The sequence below is a fragment of the Acidobacteriota bacterium genome, from assembly GCA_038040445.1.
Taxonomy (GTDB): domain Bacteria; phylum Acidobacteriota; class Blastocatellia; order UBA7656; family UBA7656; genus Onstottus_A; species Onstottus_A frigus.
Map to the genome: position 1 here is coordinate 75,570 of JBBPIG010000003.1, position 26,396 is coordinate 101,965.

The 26,396-nt window shown below is 57.1% G+C and carries 22 protein-coding genes; 17 read left to right on the top strand and 5 right to left on the bottom strand.

Annotated elements, in window-relative coordinates; genetic code table 11:
- Window positions 1-115 precede the first annotated feature (115 nt).
- The 6 genes from AABO57_04080 to AABO57_04105 all read left to right on the top strand — a co-directional run bounded on the left by AABO57_04080 (window position 116) and on the right by AABO57_04105 (window position 5,966).
- Complete coding sequence (locus AABO57_04080) at window positions 116-901, top strand: DUF309 domain-containing protein (protein ID MEK6284897.1); 786 nt, start codon at window positions 116-118, stop codon at window positions 899-901.
- Between the two features lie 7 nt (window positions 902-908).
- Window positions 909-2,189: an FAD-binding oxidoreductase gene (locus AABO57_04085; GenBank protein ID MEK6284898.1), complete on the top strand. Its 1,281-nt coding sequence runs from the start codon at window positions 909-911 to the stop codon at window positions 2,187-2,189.
- Window positions 2,190-2,236: 47 nt separating this feature from the next.
- The gene (locus AABO57_04090) at window positions 2,237-3,532 is read left to right on the top strand and encodes a heterodisulfide reductase-related iron-sulfur binding cluster (protein MEK6284899.1); all 1,296 of its coding nucleotides are present in this window, start codon (window positions 2,237-2,239) and stop codon (window positions 3,530-3,532) included.
- A 24-nt stretch (window positions 3,533-3,556) separates the two neighbouring features.
- The gene (locus tag AABO57_04095; GenBank protein ID MEK6284900.1) at window positions 3,557-4,000 is read left to right on the top strand and encodes a hypothetical protein; all 444 of its coding nucleotides are present in this window, start codon (window positions 3,557-3,559) and stop codon (window positions 3,998-4,000) included.
- Window positions 4,001-4,228: 228 nt separating this feature from the next.
- The gene (locus tag AABO57_04100; GenBank protein MEK6284901.1) at window positions 4,229-5,383 is read left to right on the top strand and encodes a PilT/PilU family type 4a pilus ATPase; all 1,155 of its coding nucleotides are present in this window, start codon (window positions 4,229-4,231) and stop codon (window positions 5,381-5,383) included.
- A gap of 256 nt (window positions 5,384-5,639) precedes the next feature.
- Window positions 5,640-5,966: a PilZ domain-containing protein gene (locus AABO57_04105; protein ID MEK6284902.1), complete on the top strand. Its 327-nt coding sequence runs from the start codon at window positions 5,640-5,642 to the stop codon at window positions 5,964-5,966.
- 27 nt (window positions 5,967-5,993) lie between these two features.
- Here the strand turns inward: AABO57_04105 and AABO57_04110 are convergent, their stop codons facing one another.
- The gene (locus tag AABO57_04110) at window positions 5,994-6,542 is read right to left on the bottom strand and encodes a response regulator (protein ID MEK6284903.1); all 549 of its coding nucleotides are present in this window, start codon (window positions 6,540-6,542) and stop codon (window positions 5,994-5,996) included.
- Window positions 6,543-6,917: 375 nt separating this feature from the next.
- On the opposite strand from AABO57_04110, the gene AABO57_04115 reads away from it, so the two are divergent.
- From AABO57_04115 to AABO57_04150, 8 genes are all read left to right on the top strand, one after another.
- Complete coding sequence (locus tag AABO57_04115) at window positions 6,918-8,663, top strand: ATP-binding protein (protein ID MEK6284904.1); 1,746 nt, start codon at window positions 6,918-6,920, stop codon at window positions 8,661-8,663.
- Between the two features lie 25 nt (window positions 8,664-8,688).
- Window positions 8,689-10,176, top strand: coding sequence for a sigma-54 dependent transcriptional regulator (locus tag AABO57_04120; protein ID MEK6284905.1), 1,488 nt, complete (start codon window positions 8,689-8,691; stop codon window positions 10,174-10,176).
- Window positions 10,177-10,431: 255 nt separating this feature from the next.
- Window positions 10,432-11,103: a prepilin-type N-terminal cleavage/methylation domain-containing protein gene (locus tag AABO57_04125; GenBank protein ID MEK6284906.1), complete on the top strand. Its 672-nt coding sequence runs from the start codon at window positions 10,432-10,434 to the stop codon at window positions 11,101-11,103.
- Window positions 11,104-11,344: 241 nt separating this feature from the next.
- Window positions 11,345-11,836, top strand: a complete 492-nt coding sequence (locus AABO57_04130; GenBank protein MEK6284907.1) for a prepilin-type N-terminal cleavage/methylation domain-containing protein — start codon at window positions 11,345-11,347, stop codon at window positions 11,834-11,836.
- Between the two features lie 187 nt (window positions 11,837-12,023).
- Complete coding sequence (locus tag AABO57_04135; GenBank protein MEK6284908.1) at window positions 12,024-12,503, top strand: prepilin-type N-terminal cleavage/methylation domain-containing protein; 480 nt, start codon at window positions 12,024-12,026, stop codon at window positions 12,501-12,503.
- Between the two features lie 232 nt (window positions 12,504-12,735).
- Window positions 12,736-14,697 (top strand): tetratricopeptide repeat protein, encoded by a 1,962-nt coding sequence (locus tag AABO57_04140; protein ID MEK6284909.1) that lies wholly within the window; start codon window positions 12,736-12,738, stop codon window positions 14,695-14,697.
- Window positions 14,672-15,592, top strand: coding sequence for an ABC transporter permease (locus AABO57_04145; protein MEK6284910.1), 921 nt, complete (start codon window positions 14,672-14,674; stop codon window positions 15,590-15,592). The genes AABO57_04140 and AABO57_04145 overlap by 26 nt, the downstream gene beginning before the upstream one ends.
- 137 nt (window positions 15,593-15,729) lie before the next feature.
- A complete protein-coding gene (locus AABO57_04150) occupies window positions 15,730-16,641 on the top strand; it encodes a hypothetical protein (GenBank protein ID MEK6284911.1) in 912 nt (303 codons plus the stop codon).
- Between the two features lie 749 nt (window positions 16,642-17,390).
- Here AABO57_04150 and AABO57_04155 read toward each other — a convergent pair.
- Genes AABO57_04155 through AABO57_04165 form a run of 3 tightly spaced genes read right to left on the bottom strand, consistent with a single transcriptional unit; the run spans window position 17,391 to window position 19,884 of the window.
- Window positions 17,391-18,215, bottom strand: a complete 825-nt coding sequence (locus AABO57_04155; protein MEK6284912.1) for a DUF3108 domain-containing protein — start codon at window positions 18,213-18,215, stop codon at window positions 17,391-17,393.
- Window positions 18,216-18,220: 5 nt separating this feature from the next.
- Window positions 18,221-18,805: an isoprenylcysteine carboxylmethyltransferase family protein gene (locus AABO57_04160; protein MEK6284913.1), complete on the bottom strand. Its 585-nt coding sequence runs from the start codon at window positions 18,803-18,805 to the stop codon at window positions 18,221-18,223.
- Window positions 18,802-19,884, bottom strand: a complete 1,083-nt coding sequence (locus AABO57_04165) for a glycosyltransferase family 9 protein (GenBank protein MEK6284914.1) — start codon at window positions 19,882-19,884, stop codon at window positions 18,802-18,804. Before AABO57_04165 ends, AABO57_04160 begins: the two co-directional genes overlap by 4 nt.
- Before the next feature lie 263 nt (window positions 19,885-20,147).
- Between AABO57_04165 and AABO57_04170 the strand changes: the two genes are divergently transcribed.
- The 3 genes from AABO57_04170 (at window position 20,148) to AABO57_04180 (ending at window position 24,537) form a co-directional block, all read left to right on the top strand.
- On the top strand, window positions 20,148-21,332 hold the full coding sequence (locus AABO57_04170) for a 1-deoxy-D-xylulose-5-phosphate reductoisomerase (protein ID MEK6284915.1): 1,185 nt from the start codon (window positions 20,148-20,150) through the stop codon (window positions 21,330-21,332).
- Between the two features lie 228 nt (window positions 21,333-21,560).
- Complete coding sequence (locus AABO57_04175) at window positions 21,561-22,298, top strand: ATP-binding protein (GenBank protein MEK6284916.1); 738 nt, start codon at window positions 21,561-21,563, stop codon at window positions 22,296-22,298.
- A 283-nt stretch (window positions 22,299-22,581) separates the two neighbouring features.
- Window positions 22,582-24,537 carry a TonB family protein gene (locus tag AABO57_04180; protein MEK6284917.1) on the top strand — a complete coding sequence of 652 codons (1,956 nt, stop codon included), beginning with the start codon at window positions 22,582-22,584 and terminating at the stop codon, window positions 24,535-24,537.
- 94 nt (window positions 24,538-24,631) lie between these two features.
- On the opposite strand, the gene AABO57_04185 is transcribed toward AABO57_04180, so the two are convergent.
- Window positions 24,632-26,386 carry a TolC family protein gene (locus AABO57_04185; protein ID MEK6284918.1) on the bottom strand — a complete coding sequence of 585 codons (1,755 nt, stop codon included), beginning with the start codon at window positions 26,384-26,386 and terminating at the stop codon, window positions 24,632-24,634.
- Window positions 26,387-26,396 lie beyond the last annotated feature (10 nt).

Sequence of the window (26,396 nt, forward strand, 5' to 3'; positions counted from 1 at the left end):
CTGCGCGAGGAATCGACTTTGCAATCTATCCGCGGCCATTGCGGGCGATCCGCGCTTTCGAGTAAGCTTCGGTTGCGCCAAATCTGTAAATCACTTCTGCGTGGCGCTCAACGCAATGGCTTCTCTAAGATTTGAAACGGGACCGCGGACCGGCGAAAAGGTACTGCTCGACAAGGACAAGTTCACCTTCGGCCGAGGCAAGTCGTGCGATTGTATCCTCGCTCATCCAACTGTTTCGCGCGAACACTTCTACCTCGAGCGCAACAACGGCAAGCTGTTTCTCGTGGACCAGGGCAGTGAGAACGGCACGCTCGCCAACGCCGAGCGGATATCGTGGATTGAGTTGGAGGATGGCGATTCAATCCAGGCGGGACCGTTTAAGCTGGTGGTTGAAATGGCCGAGGCGCGAACTGATACCGTGGAATTGCCGGACGAATTGCCGAATAGGGACGCACGGCCGAAAGAGAGCGCTACAACTGTCGAGCCATTATCTCGCGATGCTACCACCTCAAGACTATATGCTCCTCAGTACCTGCGGGGCATCGAGCACTTCAACGCGGGCCGCTACTTTGATGCCCACGAGGTATGGGAGGAAATCTGGCTTCACTCTTCGGGCGATACAAAAGTGTTCTATCAGATGCTGATTCAGGCAGCGGTCGGTTTGCATCATTACGAGCGAGGCAACGCGCGAGGCGCTCGCGGAATGCATAGCAACGTTGTTGAGAAGCTCAGCCGGCTGCCCTCGGTTTTCATGTCGCTCGATCTCGTTGAGTTTTCTCGCAGCTTCAACGCTTCGCTTGCCGACTTGATCGAGCGCGACAACGAAGCCGCTCCTTCACCCGATAACCCTCGGCCGCGGATTCGGCTTCTCTCGCTGGATAAGGCAGACTGGGGCCTCTGAATCTCGGATGACCGAAAGACGAACAGAGCTTGCCAGATCTATCGAGTCCATCGTTGGCGGCGATCACCTGACGGAAGACCCCGAGTTCCAAATTGACGGATTGAGCCCAAAGCTGATTGCTCGACCCGGGTCAGCGGAAGAAGTAGCCGCGTGTTTGAGGGTTTGCTCGGAGTCTGCCGCTGCGGTCGTGCCAGCCGGGCGGATGAGCTGGCTTCAGTGCGGCAATCCGCTCAAACGTGCGGACGTTTTGTTGAGCCTCGACCGGATGCGGCGGATCGTCCAGTACAGCCCGCCCGACCTTACAGCTACAGTTGAAGCGGGACTCACGCTCGGCGAGCTCAACGCCGTGTCGGTGCGAGAACGTCAATGGCTGCCACTTGACCCGCCCGGCTTCAGGTCGGCGTCGCTCGGAGCCATAGCGGCGTGCAATTCAAGCGGCGCGCTTAGAATAGGATTCGGCACACCGCGAGATTATGTGATTGGTCTGAGGCTCGCGCACGCCGATGGCGCCCAGAGCAAATCGGGCGGCCAGGTAGTCAAGAACGTGGCGGGTTACGATATGAACAAGCTTTACGTCGGCAGCTACGGGACGTTGGCGGTCATAACCGAGCTTACCTTCAAACTTCGCCCGCTGGCCGAGCGCAGTTCGACTATGATGATCACCTCGAAGAACCGCGGCCCGCTCTTTCAGCTTGCAACGAGGGTGTTAGCCTCAGAGCTTCAGCCGGCGTCTGTTGTTCTTACGAGGCGGCTCTCTGCAGCGCTCGCGTCCAGCCGGCCCGATGATGCGTTGTTGATTCGATTCATCGACAGCGAACCGGCGGTTCAGCATCAGGTTGATTGGGTAATGCGCTCGATTGACGACAGCTACCGGGGAACAGTGTTGAGCGCGGACGAAGCTGACTCAACATGGGCGGAGGTTGCTGACTTCGATCAACCGGCGATACGAGTGAAATTCAGCCTGCCGTTATCAGCGGTGGCCGCCGAGTTCGAAAAGGCTTTTGCGGCTCATCCAGAGTGCGTTGCTGCCGCTGACATTGGCGCTGGTATAGTTCGAATGGCGTTTGACGCAGACGAGCAATCAGTTGTCGATCAGATCAAACTTCTTCGCGCGAGCGCGGTGGCGGTCAACGGTACGCTGGTGATCGAGAGAGCGCCGGCAGAAGTAAGACGCGAAACAGATGCGTGGGGTGATGTCGGATCGACGGCCGGGCTTATGCGATTGATAAAAGCCAGGTTCGATCCACAGTCGTTGCTGAATCCGGGAAGGTTTGTCCTGGGGCTGTGATCTGAAGGGGGAAGCGGTCGGGAAGCATCGCGACAACGATCGAGGAAATGAAAACTCAGAAGTCACTTGCTTCGCTGCTCACGGCGAACACAGAAAGGCTGCTCACTTGTGTTCATTGTGGCCTGTGCCTGCCGGCGTGCCCGACGTACCGGCATCTCGGTGACGAGAATGATTCTCCGCGCGGGCGCATCTACCTTATGCGAGGAGTTGTCGAAGGCAAGATTGCTCTCGGAGACGCATTCATCTCGCACATCGATCTCTGCTTGGGGTGTCGAGGGTGCGAGTCGGTGTGCCCTTCAGGCGTGCCTTACGGTCATTTGCTCGAAGCGGCGCGAGCTGAAGTGGCAAAAGAAAAAGCGGCGCGCGGCTCCTGGTCTGAAGCTGTGCTGCGGTTCGTGCTCGGCAAGGTGTTCACCCGGCCGTGGCTGCTACGCTCCGCACTGGCCGTAGCTCGCGGGTTTCGGGATAGCGGACTCGCGCGAGCAGCATTCAAGGCGAATCTGCTTCGTGGAAGACTTCGCTTCGCCCTCGCGCTCTTGCTCGCGAGCCGATCGCCTGTGGGCAGGATCAATTCGCGGCGCAAGGCACGGACAGACGTGATTGCAAAGGGTGCGACGCGCGTGGCAGTGCTTCGCGGTTGCGTGATGGAGGGACTCTTTCGCGAGACCAATCGTGCGACCGAGCGCGTGCTGGTTCGCAACGACTGCCAACTGGTAAGCGCGGATGGACAGATGTGCTGCGGCGCGCTGCACGCTCACGCGGGACAGCTTGAAATGGCCAGGCAACTTGCAAGAAGAAACATCGAGGTTTTTCTTAAGAGCGGCGCCGATCGAATCATCGTAAACGCTGCGGGCTGCGGGGCCGCGATGAAGGAGTACGCCGGCTTGCTCGCTGATGATCCCCTGTTTGCGGACCGCGCCGTAGAGTTCAGCTCCAAGGTCAGAGACGTTTCCGAGTTTCTGATCGAGGCCGGCATTCGGCCACCGGACGGGCACATAGGCCGGCGAGTGGCGTATGATGCGCCGTGTCATTTGATACACGCACAGCGAATCGCTGAGGCGCCAATCGATTTGCTGCGTTCGATCCCGGGGATCACGCTTGTCCCACTGCGAGGCTTCGAAAGTTGTTGCGGAGGCGCCGGCATTTACAACCTTCAACATTCAGAACTGAGCGGGGATATTCTTAAGGACAAGATCGCGCGCATAAGTGAGAGTGGCGCCGACACGGTCGTCACCGGGAATCCCGGATGCATTATGCAAATCGGCGCTGGAGTTTTGTTGAGCGGGTTAAACGTAGATGTGGTACATCCGATTGAATTGCTTGACGCGGCTTACCAGGAATAACGCAAGGCTTGGGAGTTTGATCCGATGCGACGACGACTTGCAATTCGAATCTCTCTGCTGCTGTCGCTGCAGTTGACCCTTTGGCTGCCGTCCGGCGCCCAAGGCGCTCAATCGAACGGGTACGGTCCGGAGGTCAGGTCGTTTCTTGATTTGATGCGGCACGAAGAAGACGAGCTTGAGTTCCAGATCAAGAACAAAGAGATCTCGCGGCGGGAATACCTTCGATCAAAAACCAAAATCGCGATCCATCGACAGGCCGTGGTCGACCTGGTGAAGGAGACGGGCAATGACTACGTCCTTGAGCTTCACGTGGTTGCCGCTTCAGAGCTGGAACAGTTGATCGAAGATGGGACACGCGCGATAAAGGGCATCAAGCGAGGGGACAGCATCGCTAACAAGTGGCGCTATCTTGGAAGCATTCACAAAGGAGAGACGTTTTACGTTTTTGAGCGGCTGACAGTCAGGTGAGGAATGCCACGTCCGAGTGTGAGATTCCTTTTGTTTTGCTCTCTGGTGACGAAACGGAACTGTTGACTTTGGAGTAATCCTCGTTAGTATCGTCGTGGTGCGTGAGCCTTCGACGGAACTCTGCCCCTAGCTCGTTTGAGCTTCTCACATTCCGCCCTTCAAATTCCTAAATGCCCCTGAGCGATCCTGTGGATTGCGGGTTTTGAGACACTCCGAGGATTCCCGACGATGTCGACGATCAATTTTTCGCAAGTGGTGCAGGCCATGCTGGCGGTCTCTGACAAGATATCGGATTTGATTTTTTCACCCGGCCGTCCGCCTCAAGTCGAGCTCATCGGCAAGCTGACTCCGGTGAACCTGCCGGGGATGGAACTGCTGACTCCTGCGCATACCGCCGCAATCGCCAAGGCGTTGATAGGCGCCAACAAGTCTTCGGAAGAGTCGCTCGAGAAATACGGGTCCGCCGATCTGTCGTTCAGCCTGACCGGGCTGTCACGGTTTCGCGTCAACATCTTCAAGCAGCGCGGCACTCACGCCATCGTCATGCGCGTCGTACCCAACGAGATTCCGTCCTTCGAGCAGCTTGGCATCCCGGATGTCTTGAGAGAGGTCGCAGAGATAAAGAACGGTATCGTGCTGGTCACCGGACCTACCGGGTCGGGGAAATCCTCGACGCTGGCAGCAATAATCGACCTGATCAACGAGACCAAGTACTACCATATCGTGACCATCGAGGATCCGGTTGAGTTTATGCACCGGCATAAGAAATGTACGGTGCACCAGCGCGAATTGCATTCGGACACGTCGAGCTTCGCCTATGCGCTGAGGGCCGCTCTCCGCCAGGCGCCGAAGGTAATCCTGGTGGGCGAGATACGCGATCTTGAAACCTGCGAGGTTGCGTTGGAAGCGTCGGAGACCGGCCACCTGGTAATGTCGACCTTGCACACTACTGATGCCGTCAAGACAGTCGAGCGCCTCATCGGCATGTTCCCGAAGAGTCAAGAGCACATCATTCGAATGAGGCTCGCCGGAGCTTTCCGGTTTATTGTTTCTCAGCGGCTCATACCGCGAGCGGATGGCCGCGGCCGCGTCGCGGCTATTGAAATACTCAGGTCAACCTCACGAACACGCGACTACGTAGAAAAGGGAGAGCGCGAAGGCAAATCGCTCTACGATGCCATGAGGGATGGGAACCTCGAGGGCATGCAGGTGTTTGACGGGGAGCTGGAACGCTTGGTCCGAAATGGGACGATAACGCTGAGCGAGGGATTGGCCTACGCCACCAACCGCCAGAATCTGCTTCTTCAGCTCTCGGATCTAGGCGGGGGTTCGGTAGACGCGATGCTGAACGCGGAGTCACAGACTAGCGATCTAGTGGCTTAGCGCAAGGGGATTGTCAGGAAAAACCTTGCTCGGCTCTCCCTCGCGAGTTGATGCTCGCTCAACTGAGACGATCCGCTCATCCGCAATGAATGAAATCAGGTTTGGCGCTATTTCCGAATCGCAATACCTTTGTTCGATGTAGAAGCGCCGTCCACGGGCTGCGGAGGATATCGAAGCAGCCGTATTATTCAAGCATCAAGGAACACGCTTGTGATTCGCAATTTCAGTTTCGCGTATCAGTGAGAGATGGGCAGTTATGGTAAAGGGCAATCGCGACGAAGAGCGCAGGAAAGCGCGAAGGTTTCAGCTCGGTTGGGACGCGGCCGTTAAAGGCATCGACCTGGCTGGCGGGGGCTTCGAAGAAACCGCGAATCTTAAAAATCTAAGCTCGCTCGGCGCGTTCTTGTATTTACCCAGGCGCGTGAAGGTCGGCGCAAGGCTCGAACTAAGAATAAAGGTACCTTTCAAGAAGAAAAGTTGGATGAGGTACTCGGCGGAGGTAGTCCGCATTAAAAAGGTAAGCGGCAACATCGGCATCGCGCTGAGGTTCGACACGGCCCGACCGATGTTCGCCGAGCAGTGAGCAACGGGCGAACTGGAGGTCTGGCCTTTATGCGCAGTTTGCGTTTCGCGCTTGCAGCTTGAGTATCCTCTCCTTCAAACGCTTCAGCACGTCTTCCCGCTCGGTCTTGGTTGTGCAATGGCGCAGCGTTTCTACGAGGCCGTCGATTTCTCCAGCGAGTGCGCGCCCCGAGTCCTCACGCCAGTCCGTTGGCTTGGGCGGCTCCATTTCCGGACCGGCGCCAACCACCTGATCGATTGCAGCCCAGAACCGGTCAATGCTTATCGGCTTTTCCAGACAGCAGTTCGCTCCGGCTGCTTCTGCTTCAACCATGATCATCGGTCCGCAACCGCTTATGACTATTATGGGCGTTGATTTGAGTTGCTCGTCGCTGCGCACCGCGCTGATAAAATGAAGACCGCTTTTGCCGGGCAATGCGATATCGGTGATTATCAGGTCTGGCCGCTGCCGGCGAGCGACACTCAAGCCTTGCTCCGCCTCGGTTGCGGTGCTGACGTCGTAGCTTTTCAGCCGAAGCAACTCGGCAAGCGGATGAAGCGTGTCAAAATCATCTTCTACAACCAGGACCGTCCTCATAATGCATGTCCTCTTTGTTTAAAGCTTCTCGCGCGAGAAATGGGTGAGGTCAGTCGTTTGTATCGGACCGGGGCCGGTCAAATCCTACGGCGACATCATACCTTCGCCGAGGCTTTTCTGCAACGACTCGTTTCGCTTTTTCCGGTACAATTCAGGGACACTCATGTCTCAAGATCTTAAGAAAAGATACCCTTGAGCGCGCCCCTGACACATGGTATAGTCCGTCACGCCTCCTGAGTGCCTCTAACCGACTTAACGCAATCGAATATTTGAATCTTCTCAATGCGCGTGCCCCGGAACGCAGAAACCTCCGGGGTAATCGCCCGATTCAGGACCGGATACAAGCGAACAGACCCGATTGACAAGCGAATCAGAATGGGAAGTTCATCAGGCACATTTGGCTCGGCGCTCGACGATCACTACAGGCGCAGAAAGCTCTATTGGCTTTTGCTTTCGCGGATTGCGATGGCCGCGGCGCTGCTGGCAATCGTTGGGCTGACTGAGAAAGATAGCACGCAGCGCTCGTTCATTCCGGTGCTTGCCGCGGTGGCGGGCGCCATTGTCTTACTGTCGGCGTTCTACCTGGCGGTGCTGCGCACCCGGTTAGCGCACAGGACGCAGGCTTACATTCAGTTTTCGGTGGACATCTGCATCGTGACCTGGCTTGTGTATCGCACGGGCGACGTTGAATCTCCATTCCTGGCGCTCTACCTTGTGATCATTTTCGCGGCGTGCGCGTTGCTGGGCAGGACCGGCGTCTCGCTGGTGGGCGCTCTGGCCGGCGCGCTGTACGTGAGCATAGGCGTGCTCGCGATGAGCAGAGTCCTTCCGCGCGCGATCGGCTGGGCTCCTTACGAAGGCAACGAACTGTCGTGGACGCAGTTCATGTTTTCGCTCAACCTGGTTGCGATCTTTGCGGTGGCGATCTTATCGAGCCAGCTTGCCGAGCGCATCCGGCGCAGCGAAATCCAGCTTGCCAGCGCAACAAGGGACCTCGCGGACTACCGGCTATTCAACGATCGGATCATCGAGAGCATGCGAAGCGGCCTGGTCACGACGGATTTGCTGGGACACATCATCACCTTCAACCGCGCCGCCGAAGAGATCACCGGGCACCGGGCAAGCGAGGTTCGCGGGAAGGCGATCCTCACCATATTCGGAGACATTGAACGGCAGATCGAAGCGGGATTGGAATCGATTCGAACGCGCACACGGCTCCCGCGGTTCGATATCGGTTGCAAGACCGCCGACGGACGGGAAATTCATCTCGGATTCTCTGTTGCGCCACTGGTCGATGAGGCCGAGAACTCGCGCGGGTATGTTCTAACGTTCCAGGATCTGACTGAAGTGATGGATCTAGAGCGCGAGGTGCGTCGCCAGGAGCGGCTCGCAGCATTGGGAAAGATGGCCGCGGGACTCGCGCACGAGATACGAAACCCGCTCGCTTCTATGCGCGGCTCGGTGCAGGTGCTGGCAAGCGAGCTTAGCTTCTCGCAGGACCAGTCTCAGTTGATGCAGATAGTTCTGCGCGAATCAGACCGGCTGAATCGAATTGTGTCGGACTTTCTGACCTATGCGCGGCCACCCAAAATCGAGCGCGCGGTGATTGAGCTTGCGAGCCTGTTGTCGGAGACAATTGCGCTTCTGCGAAACAGCCCCGAGCTGCGGCCGGACCATTTGATACTCGAAAAATATCCCGACGTGTCGGTCCTTTACCAGGGGGACGCAAATCAAATGCGCCAGATATTCTGGAACCTGGCGCGCAACGCAATCCAGGCTATGCCGCAGGGAGGGGAGCTGAGCGTTATGCTCGAGGCCGGCCCCAGCCGGGACGTAACCATCGCCTTCATCGATACCGGGCAGGGCATGAGCCGCGAACAGAGGGAAAGATTGTTCGAGCCGTTCAACTCCTCGAGCGGCGGCACGGGGCTCGGCATGGCGATAGTGTATCAGTTGGTGCGGGACCACAACGGCAACATAGTAGTAGAGAGCGAGTCCGGTAAGGGCACGCAAATCGCGATCAGGCTTCCGGCTGGCAGCCGCGTCGCGCCGGCTCCCGTAGGTTCTAGTGATGATTCCCGCGTGGATTCGACGCCGCCCGCCGTGGCGGCGAATGTCTGAGTGAATTTAACTGGGAGAGCGAGTAATGGAAAAGCTGTTAGTTGTTGACGACGAGCGAAGCATGCGCGAGTTGCTCGAGCTTGTCTTGAAGCGTGAAGGCTATGCCGTTCATACCGCCGAGAACGGAACGCGCGCGCTCGAGCTTGTTCGCCAGAACGTGTACGACCTGATCATCTCAGATGTGAAAATGCCCGACATAAACGGCATCGACCTGCTTGCCCGAGTGCGCGAGATTTCGCCCGAGACGATGGTCATAATGATCACTGCGTTTGCGACGGTTGACACGGCTCGGCGGGCTTTCAAGCTCGGGGCCGAGGACCTGGTCATCAAAGACGCAGGCTTCGACGTCGAAGAGCTGACGGTTTCAGTTGGAAAGGTGCTCGAAAAGAAACACCTGCGCCAGGAGAACGTTCTGCTCAAGCGCGAGCTGCGCCAGCGCAACTCGCTCGACAACATCATCGGCCGCTCACCCCAGATGCAGGCGATCTACCAGATGATAGAGACGGTGGCGGTGACTACATCGACAGTGCTGATAACCGGGGAGTCGGGAACCGGCAAAGAGCTGGTCGCCCGGGCGATACACAGCACGTCCGACCGTGCTGCCGCTGCGTTCGTTTCCATCAATTGCGGAGCTTTCACCGAGACGCTGCTCGAGTCTGAGCTCTTCGGGTATATGAAGGGGTCATTCACCGGCGCGAACTCGAACCGCAAGGGGCTGTTTGAAGCTGCCGAAGGGGGCACAATCTTTCTTGATGAGATCGGTGAAACGACGCCCGCGATGCAAGTGAAGCTTCTGCGCGTTCTGCAGGAGCGAAACATTCGGCGTGTCGGCGGTCTGGAAGAGATACCAGTTGACGTCCGCGTTGTCGCCGCAACCAACCGCGACCTCGCGCAGATGGTCGAGGACGGTACGTTTCGAAATGATCTTTACTACCGTATCAGCGTGATCCCAATCGAAATGCCGCCTCTCAGAGCACGCACGACCGACATCCCGGACCTCGTGCGTCACTTCCTGGAGAAGTACAGCGCGGCTGCGAATCGTCCCATGCTGGAGGTTTCAGAAGAGGCGATGCGCTATTTGGATTCTTACGATTGGCCCGGTAACGTACGCGAGCTCGAGAACACAATCGAGCGAGCGGTTGCGCTCGAGCACGGCAGAGTGGCCGGGCTCGACCGGAGACGGGAAGACAGCGGACCGCCGGTGGGGGTGCCGGATCGTCGAATCAAACCCGAATGGCTTCCCGAACGAATATTGAAATACAAACCGAGAGCGGTGGCCGAGCTTGATTTGCCTGAGGATGGGATCGATCTTGAAGGTTATCTGGCGCAGCTTGAAAAGGACTACATAATTCGCGCGCTTCAGCGAACGAATGGCAATCAGACTCGGGCCGCCGAGATACTTAAGATGTCGGTCAGGAGCCTTCGTCACTTGCTGGACAAACACAGGATTCGACAAACCGCGAGTCTGATTCGCGAGTCCGGCCCATTGAGCGACAGCGCAGCACACAAGTAAGCCCGAGCTTGTGGGCTTCCCCTCGCCCACCAGCGACGCCGTTTACAGATCCACGGCTGTCCGACCCGCCCGCTCGATCGCAGTCGCGTCAAACTCCAACCGAATACCACGAATTGACGGAGCTCACCGAGCATCGGCAGAGCCTCGCAGAAGCTTTATGTTCCTCACCCAGGTTTCTGTTCCGTTTGCAAAACAGGAGACCTTTCGATTTGAGAGGGCGAGCGGCAGAAGATCGGTAGAAGGTGGTTAAGCCGAATGATCGAGTCACGTAAATCGGGAACGGCTACGGATGGTGAGCCCCGGAACTCAAGAAATACTGGCGACATACTCCCCGATCACCCAAGTGGACTGGGGCAGGAACGGCTCGAGTTTAGGCTTATCGCGAAGTCGTTCTGGTTCGACCTTCAACGGCACAACCGTTGCTCTGAATTCGGCGGCATCGAGCAGTCTATAGTCGCAAGGGTGTATGGGAACTTCGAGGAAACCGTGATGAGAAGAGAGCAGGGTTTTTCACTAATTGAGTTGTTAATCGTAGTGGTCATCATAGGCGTGATCGCCGCGATTGCTATACCCGGACTTCAACGCGCGCGTAGGTACGCTCAGTCCGGTTCCGCGATTCAGTCGCTCAGAACCATCACCACCGCCGAGAATCTATACGAGAGAAGGTTCAAGGTCTATGCGACACTGACTGATCTTGCGCCCGAGGGCACGGTCGACACAAACCTGGCCAGTGGCTCCAAGAGCGGATACAGTTTTAGTATCACACTCGTTCTTGATTCAAATGGCAAGGCGACGAATTTCAACAGCAACGCCGACCCTCAGTTTGACCTAACTACCGCCGAGTATTTCTTCGTCGACACAACGGCAGTGATCCGGCACAACGCCGGTGCAGCGGCTGACGCGAGCAGCGACCCCATACCAAAATAAGGCCCATCTCTGACAAAAAGTGGCAAAGAAACCTCTCGCTTTTTGTTAAGAACTCCAGTTGGAATTGCTGTGCCTTGCCGAATGCCGATCAGCATATCCTTGGTTGACAGTGACTTCGCTTGCCGCAAGAACAATTACTCTGATTGGCACGGGCTTTGTAGTAGATAACGCTGCAATCTGTCGTAGATTGGCCGCTAGGAAAACTGACCTACGGCAAAAACTGAAAAGGAGCACAGAGCTTATGAAGAATGAGAAAGGATTTTCGCTGATCGAGTTGCTGATAGTGGTGGCGATCATCGGTATCATCGCGGCTATCGCAATACCCAACCTGCTGAAGTCCCGTCAGGCGGCCAACGAGGCGTCAGCCATTGGATCCGTTCGCACGTTAGGGACGGCGCAGGCTACTTATCAATCCACGCGCGGCAGGGGCAGGGACTTTGCCGCCAGTATGGCAGCGCTTTTGGCCGACCAAGCTATTGACACCGCGCTCGGTAGTGGTAACAAGAGCGGGTTCGGCTTTACATGCGTGGGCACACCAGCTGTGTTGGTCGCACCGTTCACACCGTCGTTCTTCGACACCAACGCAGCTCCGCAGTCCACGGGGAACTTCGGAACGGGCAACAGCTGGTTCTACTCGAACGAGACCTACGTGCTCTACCGGGATACTGCCGCAATTGCAGTACCAGTTTCTCCGATACGTGTACCTGCTGCTTCCGCCACGCCAATCGAATGATATAGCATGGCTACATCACTTGATGACTTCAATAAAGGGTGAGCCCTTCCAAGGGCTCACCCTTTTATGTTATGGTTTCTCCTCAAAACCAAAATAACTGAACCTCGCGGCATAGGCCGCGTTCGATTTCGCAAGAACACAAAGCCATTCCTTCCGGGATGGCAATACTTAGAGGTGGGGGAAAGCCATGAATAGAAACAAGCAGAGCGGTTTCTCGCTGATCGAGTTGCTGATCGTTGTGGCAATCATCGGCATAATCGCAGCAATAGCCATCCCGAACCTGCTGAAATCTCAGCAGGCAGCGCATGAGACCGCCGCGAAAACTGAAGTGCAAACACTCGGCAAATCACAAATCCTGTACTCAATCAGCAAAGGCCGCGGCAAGTTCGCGGACCTGGCTACGCTTGGTTCGATGTCTTACGTTGACTCGAACATGGCCGCCGGCACCAAGGGAGGCTATGTGTTTGCCACGACTCCGATAAACGCGGATGGGATGCCGCCGATGTTCGACACTACCGCGCATCCGAGCGCTATCGGGACTTTCGGCACCGGAAATCTCTCGTACTATTCGAATGAGACGATGGTCTTATTCGAGACCGAGGGCATCGCACCACCGACGGCTACGCCGCAGGATCGCGTGCCTAAGGACGGCACTCCGATTCAGTAGTAGAGTTTGATTGGGCCGGGCCGGTTGGGATGTTTCAGCGTCTCACTCGGCCCATCTTTCCCCTTTCCAGTTCCGCCCCCAGTTTATCGCGCACGCCTCCAATGATTGGGAGAGTGCTGCGGTATTTCATCGGTAGTAGCTTCATCTCGCCCCTAATAACCCAGGTTTCGATCTAAGACGCTGAGCAGAGTCATACCGCCAGACAGTGAAACAAGAGCTGACCGGTGTCGAAATGAAGTCTGACAACAAACACAAGCGAAGCGGCACGAAGGAGTCGGTCAAGGCGGACTCTCTGCTTGCGGCAGACAGCAAGTTGAGTGTGACTCGAGTGCTGCTTTTGACCTGCTTGCTTTCGTTTTTAGCCTACGCCAACTCGCTGGGCGGCGAGTTCGTATTCGACGATACCGAGCAGATTGTCGAGAACCAGAATATCCGCTCGTGGGAGAACCTCGGTAAGGCTTTTACGACACACGTATGGGCATTCCGTGAGCGGCCCGGAACGCTTAATCTCGCGCCTCCCCTTCCTTACTATCGCCCACTGTTCACTGCGATGCTTACCCTTGAGTACCACATGTTCGGACTCTGGCCGCAGGGTTGGCATCTTGTAAGTGTGCTGCTGCACGCTTTGTGCGCGGTCGGCGTCTTTTACGTGATCCTGTTGATGTCGGGCGGAAGACTTGTCGCATTCATTGCTTCGCTGATCTTTGTAGTGCATCCGGTTCACGCCGAGTCGGTTAGCTGGATAAGCGGGATGACCGACCCGCTGTTTGGAGTGTTCTTCCTGGCGTCGTTCTATTTTTATTTGCAGACACGCCAGTCGAGCGAGGGCGCCAGCCGCAGGGCGCTTGTGTTGTCGCTTATGATGTTTGTGCTGGCGACCTTTGCGAAGGAGACTGCGTTGAGCCTGGTGCTGGTGGTCTTTGGATACGAGTTGATCGCATCGGCAGGCCCTGGGATGAGGAGCGTCCTCGATGCAGCGAAGCGGGCAGCGCCCTATGCCGCAGTTGCCCTGATCTATCTTGTGCCGCGATACCTTGTGCTCGGGGAGCTGATGTGGAAGAACCCGCAAGCACCCGACCGGCCGCTCGCGTACACCCTGCTGACTTTGCCGTTCGTAGTTTGCAGTTATCTTGCGCACCTACTATGGCCGGTGGGACTGAGCGTCAACTACAACACTCACTTCGTAACAACCGCGACGTCGCCGAGTTTCTTTTTGCCGGCGGCCGCGCTAGGCTTGAGCGCCGCGACGCTCTTCTACTATCGGAAGAGTGTCGGCCGCGGGGTTTGGCATGCGCTACTGCTGCTCTTCGTTCCGCTGCTGCCTGTACTCAATCTCGGGAAGGTCTCGCGGGAAGAGTATCTGATTTTTGATCACTACCTTTATCTTTCGGTTGCGGGCGCCGGCTATCTTGTTGCAATCGGCATCCGCAGGCTTGGCGCCTTCGAACCGAGCGTGAAGCAGACATCCGTAGCTGGGTCTCGTCGGCCCGCATTTGCGATTGCCGTGTTTGCGATGATTGTCCTCGGACTGACCGTTGCGACTGCGCGGGAGAACAAGCCATGGGCGGATTCGTATTCGCTCTGGTCCAACGTCGCTCGAGTGAGACCGGCCTACTGGGCGGCTTACTACAACGTGGGGCTCGCGCTGCTGGATGCGAAACGCTTCGATGAAGCTCGCGCGGCGCTCGAACGCGCAACCGCGCTCAAGCCCGATGAACCGAACGTTCTTGATGCTCTGGGCCGGGCCTACGATGGGATGGGTGACTCATCAAACGCGGTGACAAGCTTCAAGCGGGCGATTCAAATCGATGATGGGATGTTCGAGTCGTTCAACAACCTCGGTACGGTCTACCTGAACTCCGGTGATAACGCCAGAGCAGAGGAGCAATTCTCGGCGGCTCTCCGACTGATGCCCGGGGCAATCGCACCACGCTTCAATCTCGGGATCTGTTACAAGCGTCAAGGACGGTATCTTGACGCCGCCCGAGAGTTCGAACGGATCGTCGAATCGTCCGAGGCCGATGCGGGGGTTTATTACGAACTCGGTTCTGCCTACGAACACATTGGACGACGAACCGAGGCGGCGGAAAAATACCGGCGAGGCCTGGCGATGGCGGAGCCAAAGTCATTGCAGGCTGAGCTAAACGAGGGACTCGCGAGACTACAGCGTGAAAGTAGCGGAGCGCAGCCCTGAACGCGTCCCAAAAGTCGCGGCGATGGCAACTAACGTGAAAAAGCTGCTGGCAAGCTGGAGGCCCGAGTCCGAGACCTCGAATCCCCTGGCTCCGCGCGTGAGCTTCAAATCGAGCGCGGTGCGCAGGGTTCGCTCGATCGCGCTAAACACATTTCGCGAGTCTGTCCGCGATCGCGTGCTCTACAACCTGATCCTGTTTGTGCTGATCCTCGTCGCCGCCGCGGTGTTCGTGAGCGATCTGTCGCTCGACATGGAAAGCCAGTTCACCGCCGCTCTAGGCTTAAGCGCGATGTTGGTGTTCGGTGCGTTGATTGCCATCTTCATCGGCGTGGGTCTCGTCTATAAAGAAATCGATAAGCGCACTATCTACAGCCTGCTCTCGAAGCCGGTGCATCGCCACGAGTTCATCATCGGTAAGTACTTAGGGTTGTGTCTCACTTTGCTGGTCAATACGACGGTGATGGTGCTCGGCACGGAACTCGCGCTCCTGGGCGTAAACGGAAAGTTCGTTCCGCTCCAAACGGCGGTGCTGGCCGCGTCCTATCTGGTGTATCTGGAGCTCGCGCTTCTAGTAGCAGTTGCTCTCATGTTTTCATCCTTCACCACGCCGATGCTCGCCGCGCTGTTTTCATTCGCGGTTTACGTGATTGGGCACTTCAGCAGAGATTTGTTACAGGCCGCCGCTTTGTCGAATTCAGCCGTGACCAGAGCGGCGCTGACTATTGCTTATTACCTGCTCCCGAATCTGTCGAACTTTGGCTTCATTGCCGAGACCTCACACGGGCGAATGGTCCCGCTGGGAATGGCGCTGTCGGCGACGGCGTACGCGCTAGTCTACATAAGCATACTTCTATCGGCGTCGATCCTGATATTTCAGAGGAGAAATTTCAAATGACGGATGAATCGCGAGCCGGTTCTTCCTTGCTGCCTCGCTTGTGGCTTCCGCTGGAACTGGCTCTTACGTTCGTGGCCTACAGCGGCACGCTGGGTTAACTGATGCCGGAGCGGGCTGAGCGCTCCGTTTGAGTCGAGATGAGAGACATTACGTTTGTCGCGATCATCCTAGTCGGTTTGAGCGTGCTGTATCCATTGCAGCGGAGAATCGATGCGTCGATGCCGGGCGAAGAGACCGGCGAGATGCTTTTCCTGTCGTCCGGCGAAACGATCAAGCGAATGAGTTTTGGTCTTGAAGCGCTGGCGGCGGACATCTATTGGATCCGCACGGTGCAGTACTTCGGACGCAAGGTGATCGACAGTGGCAAGCCGCTTTCCGCGGGTGATACAAAAGACATTCGCATGGACTTGCTTGCGCCGCTTCTGAACATAGTCGTCACGCTCGATCCACAGCACATTCCGGCTTACCGTTTCGGGGCGATCTTTCTGCCCGAACGCGATTTGCCGGCGGCGGTAGCGCTGGTCGAGAAAGGGATTCGCGAAAATCCGAACCAATGGCGGCTTTACCAGGACCTCGGGTACATCTACTGGCAAGCGGGCAACACTTCTCCCGCGGATGAGCGGGCGGACTACTACGAAAAGGCGGCTGATTGGTTTGAGAAGGGGAGCGAGGTGCCGGGCGCGCCCTGGTGGATGCACGACATTTCCGGCTTGATGAAGATCAAAGGTGGAAGCCGCGAAGCCGCGCGCGCAGTGTACTCGGCCTATCTGGCGAGCGACGATCAAAATGTACGCGCGAAGGCGATCGAACGATTGAAGCAAGTACGCGCGCTTGATGAGTTGGACGCGATCAACGCGGTGCTCGCGCGCTACAAGGAACAGACTGGAACGTGCCCGTCTGATTTACGACCGCTTGCCGGGCGGCTTCGCTCGATGAACCTGACGATCAATGAAGACCAAGTGCCGGTTGACCCCGAGGGCTTTGCTTACGGCTACGATTCCGCGAAATGCAAAGCAGACCTTGCGATTGAATCGACCGTCTCGAGGTAAACATTGGCGCTTAGCAGTTCCGGAACTACGGAGTGGAATGTTTGTACTAGGGCGATACCCCCAGAAGCCTTGATTTTACAAATGCTCGTAGCCTACGATGAGACTATGAACCCGGATCGTTTACATTGCTCAAATTGCGGCACTGTTTATCAAAAGCCTCCAGGTCCCTTAGAGCAATACCGGTGTGTCAAATGCGGTTACCATCCCCTTGTACCGCTAGAGCAGGATTCTGCGAACAAACAAGCAGCGCTCGCTGTGGTTGGAGCTTTAGCTGGTTTGGGTCTTGCAGGAGGTCCCGGTGCGATAGTTGGAGGAATTATCGGATACTTGGCGGCAAGCGGTAACAGATAATGGAAACCATTAAGCCGCTTGGTTCTGGCTTGCTTCTTGGGGATTAGTGGGGCTTTGTATTCTGGCAGTAGTTGGCCTTTGTTGGAAATGTGGGTTTCCGATAAAACATCGCACTCCTCCTTCAGTAGATTGTTATTGCGGTTCTTGGAACCGCCGGTGTTTACTCAGGTATTAATCTTCTGAACAGCGCACGCAGTATGAGTTCTTCAGATAGTAATCGTGTTCCAATTATCGTAGCCGCATTCGTGTTGATTTTTGTTGGTATAAGTGGTCTAGTACGCGGCTTTAATAAAGCTATTTCTGAATCGCCACTACCCGCGAAGAAAGAGGAAGAGCCCCCAGAAGACAGTAAGTAAACTTTCTCCCTCAAACAAAGATACTGAATGAACTAAGATGTCCTACCGGATTGGCATTCGCTTCAAATCCACCGTGATCGTTGTGCCCGAAGTCTTGATTCGGGCGCGCACCGGGATTCGCCTTGCGTCGTCCGTCAACCAGACCAGCATCTCACCGCTGCGTCTTATGTAGCGGCCGTCAAACACCTTGGCGTTTAACCGAATCGCTTTTAACCTTCCGGCAGCAGTCTTGACCTCTTCGCGTTTGTCCGCGACGACTTCGATGTTGTAAACCTCGCCAGCATCAGTGACAGGCATAGCGACTACGTCACCGTCCTTGAGCGGCTGGGTTCGCACGAAGTAGATGGTCGACAGCAGGTCTTGAAGCCACGATGGCGTAGCCCTTTCTTTGACCTTCGGCTCGCTCTTGAGGTTCGTCAAATCTCGGTCAGTGTAGGTGATTCGGCCGCCCTCGCGATCGACGACGGATTTTTGCTCGCGACGAACCTTGCCTTCTTCAATAAGCTTGGTGGAAACGTGAAGCCCGAAGTCGATCTGGTTGACCAGAGATACGTACCGGTCGCGAACCTTCAGTCCGAACAGCGCGGGGAAGAACCCCTTGGAGATGGCTTCAGCTTTGAGCTCTATCATCTCCGGCTTGGTGAAATCGGAGGGCTGTGAAACAGACAGCTTTAGCTCGCCTATGACGCCCGAGAAGATGAGTCTCGAAAAGCTCACTTCATAAGTCAGCGTTTCGCCGATGTTGAACGGAAGTGGCTGAGCTATTTTCGCCGGACTAATTGCGACCTTTTCAGGCGCGCCCTGTGCTGCCGCAAAGCTCAGCCCCAGCAACAACGAGATCGCGATAGTTGAAACCGGCTTTAACATCTATCTTAGAGAAACATCTTCGTTGCGAGTAGCACATAGACGATTATGAAACCCAGCGCCGCGCGGTACTCCCGATGCCGCAAGTACAGCGATGAATCAAACTGCCTGCCGCCCCGCCACGATGATCGGTTGAGTTGCGCGGCATATGATGAAGAGCCACGAGCGCCGTACGGTGTAAAACGCGGGACAAACAGCGGCACTTGTTTGCTGTACTTCTCGTAGTCTTCAGAGAATAACTCGCGCATTGTATCCGCTTCGGCAAACATCACTGGCACGTAGATCAACAGGTAAAGCACGGCGAACAATCCTATGAACCACAGGGTCCCGCCGCCGGCTGCCACTCCCGCTCCCAGCAAGAAGGTGCCCAGGTAAAGGGGATTGCGCGTGTGCGCATACGGTCCCGAGGTTGTCAGCTCCTGATTCTTCTTCAAGTGGCCGGACGCCCACCCGCGAATTGCAAGTCCGATGATCGCAACAAACGCCCCAGACACGAGGGACGCGCGACTGGGTCGCGCCGAAATGAACAACAAGGGAGCAAGCACGAAGCCCGCAGGCACTCTGATACGTTGGGCCAGTTGTTTGAGAGTCACTCCACCCTCTTTACTTCGGCGCTTGCCAGACGATTCAACACCGCGCGCTTCACATCGTTCACTGGAATCTCCATACACTCCCAGTGCCAGCAGCTTCGGCGATGGCAGGCATCCCGGCACCAAAGTTCTCGGCCTAACGTGATGTCTTGCGGATCGAACGGACCATTGCGCTCGGGAGAAGTCGGCCCGTAGAGCCCAACGATCGGCGTGCTACTCGCCGCAGCCAGATGAAGCGGACCCGTGTCGCCTCCAACAAACAACGCGGCGCGCCGCGCGAGCGCGACGAATTGTTTGAGCGTGGACGCAACTGCGCGGGCGGCGCCTGATCGCGCATTCGCGGCCACGCTCTGCGCGAGAGCTTCCTCGCCGGGCCCGTAGGTTACCAACGACCCAAACCCGCAGTCCCCCCATAACCAATCGGCCAGCTCGGCGTAATGCTCCGGCGGCCAAAGCTTCGTCGGCCACCCGCCGCCGGGGTTGATTATGGCGAACGGGCCGGCTTGATTGTCGATCACCCCTTCGACGTAGCGTTCATCGCCGGGCGAGACGCCGATAGGAAACTCATAGCCGCCGTTCGAAACTCTGGCCTCGCCCGTTGATGTAGTGCCTGGGCTGGCAATAGCGGCTCGAGCGAGCGCCAGATTCTTGTCGATGACATGCTTGAAACCTGACGTTTCGGCTTGCTCGGTCAAAAACAGCTTACAAGGCGTCTCCCGCAGGTCGCTCGTCTCGAATCCCAGCCGCCGCTTCGCTCGCGAGGCGAACGCGACGACCCCGGACTTGATCAGCCCCTGAAAGTCTATCGCTATGTCAGCGTGCTCAGCGCCGTTTAACTCCGGCGCTGCGCGCAAGCGGCTCAGTGCGCCTCGGGCATCCCGGACAGCGGAGATGCTCGGAAAGTCGTTGCGCCAGGCTCGTGTGTCAAGCTTGATCAGCTCGTCTATTACTGGCGAGTCCTCGACAATAGCGCTGGCGCGACGCTCGACCACCCACGCAATGTTCGCATCCGGCAACGCTCGCCTGAGCAGCGCCGCCGCGGGCAGGGTATGCACCACGTCGCCGATTGAACTGAGTTTCACAATGAGGATTCGCATCAAGTCCGGTGATTCGTAAGAGCAAATTATAGCATCCGACCGCTCAATGCCGCGGGCTCGGAAGGGCGCGCGTCAGACTTTCGCGAAAACCTGATGACACCCGACCTCGAAATGCCGGTTCTTTGATCTGGCATGCGAGCGCGTGCTAGAATTCGGCTCGACGTAGCATGGACTTCAGTCTGTGCGAATTGGCTGTCTCTGCTGCGAAACCAAACACAGACTAAAGTCTGTGCTACTTCCCGGACCCTATGAAAAGCGTCGCCATACTTGGATCCACTGGCTCGATCGGGCTGAGCACAGTCTCTGTCATAGATTCGCTGCCAGACATGTTCGTAGTAGCCGGGCTCGCCGCGGGCCGCGATCTGGAAGGACTGGCAAAACAAGTTGCTCGCTACCGCCCGCGCCTGGTGTCTGTCGCCGATGAAGGCGACGTTCCAGCCCTGAGGGAGAAACTCCGCGCTGCGGGCCTCGAGAGGGTTCCCGAGATAGTGTTCGGCGAGGACGGCCTGGTGGCCGTCGCTTGTCTCGAGGGCGTGGATACTGTCGTATCGGCGACGGTCGGCGCGGTGGGGTTCTTGCCCACCTACAAAGCGCTCACCCTGGGACGGCGCGTTTGTCTTGCTAACAAAGAGACGTTGGTGATGGCGGGCGAGCTGATGACCCGCGCCGCTGCTGAGTCGGGTGCTGAGCTGCTGCCGGTCGACAGCGAGCACAACGCGCTGCATCAATGTATGCGAGGCGAGCAGGTTCGCGAGGTTAAACGCCTGATACTGACCGCTTCGGGCGGACCGTTTCGCCAAACCCCGGTCGAACGAATGCGCGAAGCGACGGTCGAAGAAGCGCTCGCGCATCCAACCTGGCAAATGGGCTCGAAGATCACCATTGATTCCGCGACCCTTATGAATAAGGGGCTCGAGGTGATCGAAGCGGGCTGGCTGTTCGGCTTCACCGCGGATCGAATCTCGGTGGCCGTGCATCCGCAGTCGATCGTTCACTCGATGATCGAGATGATCGACGGCTCGATCATCGCACAGCTCGGCGTGACCGATATGCGGCTGATGATCCAGTATGCGCTGACTTATCCGGACAGGCTCCCGACTGAGCTTCCGTCTCTCGGCTTTGACAAGCTTGCGCGGCTCGAGTTTTTTGAGCCCGACCTCGAGCGATTCCCCTGCTTGAGGCTTGCATACGAAGCAATGCGTGAAGGCGGAACGATGCCGGCGGCGTTGAGTGCTGCTAACGAGATTGCCGTCGCGTCGTTCCTGAATCGGCGAATAAAGTTCATGGACATTTCTCGCGTGATTGAAGGAACGATGGCAGCGCACAAGACCCAGCCTTGCTCGAGTATCGAAGCGGTCCTGGAAGCCGACCGATGGGCGCGCGCGCATGCTGAGCAGTTGACGGAAGGCAGTGGTAAATTGGCAGTTAGCTAAGACGGGAACAAAGGGTTGAAGCCTTACCATCCAGAGTTACGGCCGTTGCTCAAGCGCAACACTTGAGTGCGCCGCACAAAACAGGTTCAAAAAAAGTTTTTCACAAAAAACTTACGAGTTGATACGAGTTGTGATTGCTTTTTTCATGGAGACATATTAAGATGCGCCCCGGTTCAATCGGAGATCCCCCCGGAAGCTTAGCCGCGAGCAACAGCAGGAAAATTGTCAATGAGTTCTGAATCGGCAGATATCAAGCTTGCCCCGTGTCCGGATTGCGGAGGCACTGGATGGGAGCTTGTTGAGGGAAAGGGCGTAAAGCTGTGCCGTTGTAAGACCGATTCTCGCTCCGATGTCCTGCTCGGCGGCGCCCGCATACCAAAACGCTTCGAACACTGCGCTTTCGAGAATTTCGAGCCCGCGTGCATTTCGGTTGGCCGCGCGCTGATGAACACCAAGCGGTTCGTGGAAGAATATCCGCTGGTCGACGTCGGGCTCTTGTATCTGGGCCGATGCGGCGTAGGGAAGACTCACCTTGCGGTAGCTGCGTTGAAGGAGTTGATCAACAAAGGCATAGCAGGGTTGTTCTACGATTTCCGTGATCTGCTGAAAGAGATTCAGGACAGCTATAACCCCAAGACAAGCACGTCGGAGCTGAACATCCTGGCGCCGGTGTTCGATGCCGAGGTGCTGGTGCTTGATGAGCTTGGGGCGAGCAAACCGACTGCGTGGGTTCAAGAGACGATCACTCACATTATCAACAAGCGATACAACGACAAGAAGATCACTATCTTCACCTCCAACTATTTGGACCTGCCCATAGGCTCGGCTTACGACGAAAGCCTGACGGATCGAGTAGGCGCGCGGCTTCGATCCCGCTTGCACGAGATGTGCAGGTTGGTAGGGATGGAAGGCGACGACTACCGCGAGCTGTTAAGAGCCCGCCGCGGCAGCCGCTTCTTGAGTTAGTCCCTTCGTTCCTTGCCTCGCAGCATCATATCGAACCAGATCGAACGCACGTAGCGGTTGGGTTGCACGTCTACTTGCGCACATCAACGATAGCCGACGTCAGCGTTGTTCTTATGACTCGGTGAAGCTTGTATCATGGCGAACAAAGTCAAGCCTACCCGCTCTCGACGCTGGTTGATTGGAAATTTGGATTATCAAAGAGCTGGACTTCGTCTATATTCAATAGAGTCGAATTGAGCAGAGTATTAGGCGCACGGATGCTTCGGTTAGGAGGCCGCTCTTCATGAAGAATCAAGGTCAAAGACTTGTTTGCAGTTTCGTTTCCGCGCAGGTGATACGTTTTTCAGTGGCTCTCGCGCTGACGCTGGTGCTGATGCTGTGCGCCCGGTTCGTGGGCGGGCGAGCCTTTGGTCAAACTCAACCGGCCAGGGGTGAGCCCACGGCCAGGCCGGACAACATTAACTACGATGCCGTGAAGGCTATGACGCTGCAACCCGACGGCAAGGTCATCGTAGCCGGGTTTACTCGAGGGAAAAGCACTAATCCAGTCGCGGCTTCGGGGAACGGAGCTGATGGAAGGAAGACTCCCCGAAACTCGAAAGGAGATTTTGCACTGGCCCGCTACCTGGCCGACGGCAGTCCCGACACGTCTTTCGGTGAAGGCGGCAAAGTTGTGACAGACTTTGCCGGCAACGATGACCGTGTCAATGCAGTCGCTCTTCAAGCCGATGGGAAAATCCTTTTGGTAGGAATCACTGGCTGGGACGACTGTGACTCTGACTTCGCCCTTGCGCGGTACAACAGCGATGGCACTCTCGACGCCTCGTTCGGTCGAGGTGGCAAGGTCGTCACTGACTTTTTCGGCAAATACGATGAGGCCCTTGCCGTTGCCATCGAGCGCGATGGGGGGATCGTCGTGGCGGGCAGGGCTTGGAGCGATCGTTCGAATCTGGCCGTTGCTCGCTACACTCGGCGCGGAAGCCTGGACCCGGCGTTTGGCAACGCTGGAAAAGCTGTCACGCCCTCTACTCGCACTGTGGACGCCTGTTCGATCAGCCTCCAGGACGATGGAAAGATCTTAATCGCCGGCGGCTCATCGGATTGTTCGGCCGTTGGTGGCACCGTTTCTTTTCGCTCTTTTTTTGAGCTGACGCGTTATCACGCCGACGGCCGAACGGACACCGCTTTTGGCGACAAGGGCACGTTGACCACAACCGTGAAACCGCCCGAGGGGATTCCGAGCGCAATAGCGATCCAATCTGACGGTAAGGTCATCGTGGCGAGCAAAACCAATATGGAGGGTCGGAGCGGATACTTTCTCCTGCGACGCTTCGACAAAAACGGACTTCCGGATGACTCATTCGGGAATGGCGGCACTGCAGTCACCAGGTTTGAAAACACAACGATCCCCGGAGCCATTGCGCTGCTTCCTAACGGCGGCTTCATTGTCGTCGGATCTGCGTATTTAACCGGGTCACCCCAGGCCTTCGCTCTGGCGCGCTACGCCAAGAACGGCGAATTGAACTTGAGCTTTCGCAGAGCAGGAAAGGTCATCGCTCCGGGCGGCGGATATGGCGAGGCTTCAGCGATAGCGGTTCAGCCCGATGGGAAGATCATCGCGGGCGGATATGTAGAGACTCGCCGCGATCTCGCCGACTTTCTTCTTATGCGCTACAACGAGGACGGCACGCTTGATACCGCGTTTGGCAGCGGCGGGAAAGTGATTGCCGACTTCAACGGCATTACCGACAAGACCCCTGCCCTTGACTTCAAGCAAAATCCACAGTCCGTCGCACGGAAGCCGAATTGTACCAAATCTATGGTGGTTGCAACGATTACAGTGGAGCCGGGGCCCGCGACGCCTCGCGAGGAGGCGGGAACGGGAAGGGGAGTCGGTCCGGGTAGGGCAGGTAACCTGGGCGGGGGTTCCACATCGAAACCACCCACGCCCGGCGCTCCGGCATCAGCAGTAGATTCGAAGCCGGTCCTGTTGAGCAACCCGCCACCCCGCTACACGGAAGAAGCCCGCGCGAACAAGATTCAGGGTGTGGTCACCGCTCGCCTGCTGGTCGGCGCGGACGGTCAGGTCAAGCGGGTCACAATAGTGCGCGGGCTTCCCGACGGATTGGATGATCAGGCAATACAGGCGGCTTTTCAATATAGATACAAACCGGCTTTGAAGGATGGTAAACCAGTAACCTATTTGGTTGTGGTCCAGATAGAGTTCAACTTACGCTGAACAGTGAGCGCTCGAGCAGGAAGGTGCCACAGAAAGAGCTTCGGCCTACCGCGTCGTTGAATCCTTCGCCCTTCGGGTTCGCGACCACTCGCAACTACTTATTGGGTGCAGAGGTCACCTGCACGTTCGCCGAAGTCAAAGTCGTTCCCATCACCCGCTGTAGCTCCGCTAGTGCCTTGCTGTAGTCGGTCATCGACTTGAGCTCGCGCCCTTTTGCTTGTGACAAGGCGTTCTGCCTCTCTAACACAAAGTACGTGGTAGAAAGCCCCGCTTGAAACCGCCGGGTTTCGCTCTCGCTCTGCTTCTCGGCGGCCTCGCGCGACGCTCGGGCGGTTTCCACGCGCAGCCGGCCGGTCTCGACCGCTTGAACAGCGTTGCGAACCTCGACCTCGATTGTTTGCTCGAGCGTCTTTCGCAGCGAGCCGATCTTGCGTCCTTCAGCCACCGCGCGGCCCAGTTGTCCCTCGGCCGTGCGATTTCTCAAAGGAAAACTGAACGCCACGCCAAACCTGAACGTGCGAAAGTCATTGCTGAACAGATTCTGAAGGCTCTTGCCGTAGCCGCCCACCAAGAATCCAGGCAACTCTGAGCTTGGCGGAACCGCGACCGGTGTAAGACCCGCCAGACCCGACAATTCGTTCACACGATCGAGCAACAACGTCGTTGTCGAGGCGAATGGGTTGCCGGTCAACGCAGGAGTGCCGCTCAGTCCCGTTGAAGTGTATGAAGCGATCAGATCAACTTGAGGCTTTGTCTGACTGTCCAGGTATTTCACCTCGACCTTGTTGACCTCTTGCCTCAAGTTGTTCTGGGCAAGCTCCGGCCTGTTTGCCAGCGCGGAAGCGACCGCGTCGGCCAGCGCGAAGCTGACCGCGCGCAGGTCGGGAGCCTCGGTCGGAATGATGGGCTGATTCCACACGGTCGCCTCTCTATCGCCCAGCAGCAGTTGCTTGAGCGCGTTCTCTGCGCGGGTCACGGTTTCGATCGCGGTCAACACGTTCTCGCTTCGCTTCTCCAACTCGGCTTCAACGGAAACAAGCTCAATCGGCGCGATTGTACCCTCGTTGACCATTCGTTTGTTTCGTTCGAGCTGCGTCTTCGCGAGATCAACGGACTCGCGCTGTATTTGCACGTCTCTCAACGCAAACACCAGGTCCCAGTACGACCGCTGAGCGCGAGCGATGATATCGATGGCCTTCTGTCGAAACAGGCTGTCGGAAAGATCTAGCGCCCGGCTGGCGATTCGAATGCGGCGCCGCGCATCGTCAATCGAGAAGTTGCGAAGCATCGGCTGCCGAATCTGGATGTTCAGAGCTGTGGTGTATTGCGGATTCAGCGAGGCGAACTGACTGTTACCGTCCGCTCGCGAGTTGGTGAATCCTGCCAGCCACAACGCGCCGGTCGGCAGCAACTGCTGCGCAGTGAAGTCGTAGTTCAACGATTTTGTCGTAAGGCTTCCGTTCGGCCCTCCTGCCAACACCGAGCCGACCGGCACCGTTCTATGCTCGTGGAAGCTCGAGGCGCCCAGCGAAATGTCGGTTGCGCCGCGCGCGGCGAACACGTCGTACTCAGCCTGGCGCACGTTGATGCGTTCGACTTCGATCTCGCGATTCTGTGCGAGCGCCATCTTCACCGCGTCGAACAGCGTGAGGGCGAGCGGCCGGCTCTCGTCAACGCCGACTCGCGGCGCTTGTGCCCCCGATGAGTCCGTTTGCTTCGTCTCTTGCGCCGGAGCCTGCGCGAGCTTGACTATCTGTGCGCCGGTTGAGACCGGCGCCGCCAGCGACAACAAAAGAATCAAAGCGACGGCTCGCAGCCGAGTGATTGATGAATTGACCGAAACTCTCATGACTTAGCCT

What these genes read in the sequence shown, in the direction of transcription:
- AABO57_04080 (MEK6284897.1), top strand. Translation starts at nt 116, where the DNA reads ATGGCTTCTCTAAGATTTGAAACGGGACCGCGGACCGGCGAAAAGGTA.
- AABO57_04085 (MEK6284898.1), top strand. Translation starts at nt 909, where the DNA reads ATGACCGAAAGACGAACAGAGCTTGCCAGATCTATCGAGTCCATCGTT.
- AABO57_04090 (MEK6284899.1), top strand. Translation starts at nt 2,237, where the DNA reads ATGAAAACTCAGAAGTCACTTGCTTCGCTGCTCACGGCGAACACAGAA.
- AABO57_04095 (MEK6284900.1), top strand. Translation starts at nt 3,557, where the DNA reads ATGCGACGACGACTTGCAATTCGAATCTCTCTGCTGCTGTCGCTGCAG.
- AABO57_04100 (MEK6284901.1), top strand. Translation starts at nt 4,229, where the DNA reads ATGTCGACGATCAATTTTTCGCAAGTGGTGCAGGCCATGCTGGCGGTC.
- AABO57_04105 (MEK6284902.1), top strand. Translation starts at nt 5,640, where the DNA reads ATGGTAAAGGGCAATCGCGACGAAGAGCGCAGGAAAGCGCGAAGGTTT.
- AABO57_04110 (MEK6284903.1), bottom strand. Translation starts at nt 6,542, where the DNA reads ATGAGGACGGTCCTGGTTGTAGAAGATGATTTTGACACGCTTCATCCG.
- AABO57_04115 (MEK6284904.1), top strand. Translation starts at nt 6,918, where the DNA reads ATGGGAAGTTCATCAGGCACATTTGGCTCGGCGCTCGACGATCACTAC.
- AABO57_04120 (MEK6284905.1), top strand. Translation starts at nt 8,689, where the DNA reads ATGGAAAAGCTGTTAGTTGTTGACGACGAGCGAAGCATGCGCGAGTTG.
- AABO57_04125 (MEK6284906.1), top strand. Translation starts at nt 10,432, where the DNA reads ATGATCGAGTCACGTAAATCGGGAACGGCTACGGATGGTGAGCCCCGG.
- AABO57_04130 (MEK6284907.1), top strand. Translation starts at nt 11,345, where the DNA reads ATGAAGAATGAGAAAGGATTTTCGCTGATCGAGTTGCTGATAGTGGTG.
- AABO57_04135 (MEK6284908.1), top strand. Translation starts at nt 12,024, where the DNA reads ATGAATAGAAACAAGCAGAGCGGTTTCTCGCTGATCGAGTTGCTGATC.
- AABO57_04140 (MEK6284909.1), top strand. Translation starts at nt 12,736, where the DNA reads ATGAAGTCTGACAACAAACACAAGCGAAGCGGCACGAAGGAGTCGGTC.
- AABO57_04150 (MEK6284911.1), top strand. Translation starts at nt 15,730, where the DNA reads ATGAGAGACATTACGTTTGTCGCGATCATCCTAGTCGGTTTGAGCGTG.
- AABO57_04155 (MEK6284912.1), bottom strand. Translation starts at nt 18,215, where the DNA reads ATGTTAAAGCCGGTTTCAACTATCGCGATCTCGTTGTTGCTGGGGCTG.
- AABO57_04170 (MEK6284915.1), top strand. Translation starts at nt 20,148, where the DNA reads ATGAAAAGCGTCGCCATACTTGGATCCACTGGCTCGATCGGGCTGAGC.
- AABO57_04175 (MEK6284916.1), top strand. Translation starts at nt 21,561, where the DNA reads ATGAGTTCTGAATCGGCAGATATCAAGCTTGCCCCGTGTCCGGATTGC.
- AABO57_04180 (MEK6284917.1), top strand. Translation starts at nt 22,582, where the DNA reads ATGAAGAATCAAGGTCAAAGACTTGTTTGCAGTTTCGTTTCCGCGCAG.
- AABO57_04185 (MEK6284918.1), bottom strand. Translation starts at nt 26,386, where the DNA reads ATGAGAGTTTCGGTCAATTCATCAATCACTCGGCTGCGAGCCGTCGCT.